Source organism: Nocardioides sp. (genome assembly GCF_024509035.1).
Lineage (GTDB): Bacteria > Actinomycetota > Actinomycetes > Propionibacteriales > Nocardioidaceae > Nocardioides.
In genome coordinates this window covers 1042-1521 of the sequence record NZ_JANINT010000363.1, presented here as the reverse complement: position 1 = coordinate 1521, position 480 = coordinate 1042, and the positions used below count along the sequence as shown (strand labels likewise).

General features: G+C 71.0%; 1 protein-coding gene. It reads left to right on the top strand.

Annotation, left to right across the window (positions count from 1 at the left end):
* Positions 1-480 (top strand): porin PorA family protein (locus Q0L15_RS21330; RefSeq protein WP_296606764.1); only part of this gene is annotated, 480 nt, incomplete at both ends.

The following is a 480-nucleotide window of genomic DNA, read 5'->3' as shown; positions in this document are numbered from 1 at the left end:
GCCGGTTCTCATCGGGCTCGGCGCCTTTCTCATCGCCGCGGCGGTGGTCGCCCAGGTCTGGGCTCCCGCGCAGATCGAGCGCACCCCGCTGGACACCGACAACACGACCCGCCTGGCGGGCAACGCCCAGGTGGCGACCGGCCCCGACCTCGAGCTCCAGCCGACCGCGGTGCTCGCGTGGAGCGGCAACCAGGTCGATAGCAAGGCCTCGACCGACCACGTCGCGGTGTGGTTCACCTCGTTGTGCGTCGTGCGGGACGAGGGCGGCATCGACGGCTGCGTCCGGGCCAAGGACCCGCAGCGCCGGCTCATCAGCGCCGAGACCGACGTGTTCGCGACCGACCGGCACACCGCCCTCACCGTCCCCAACGACGGCTACGTTCCTCCGAAGACACCGCAGCAGCAGGGCCTGCAGAACAAGTGGCCCTTCGGCGCCGAGAAGACGACCTATCCGGTCTGGGACGGTGTCATCGGCGCCGC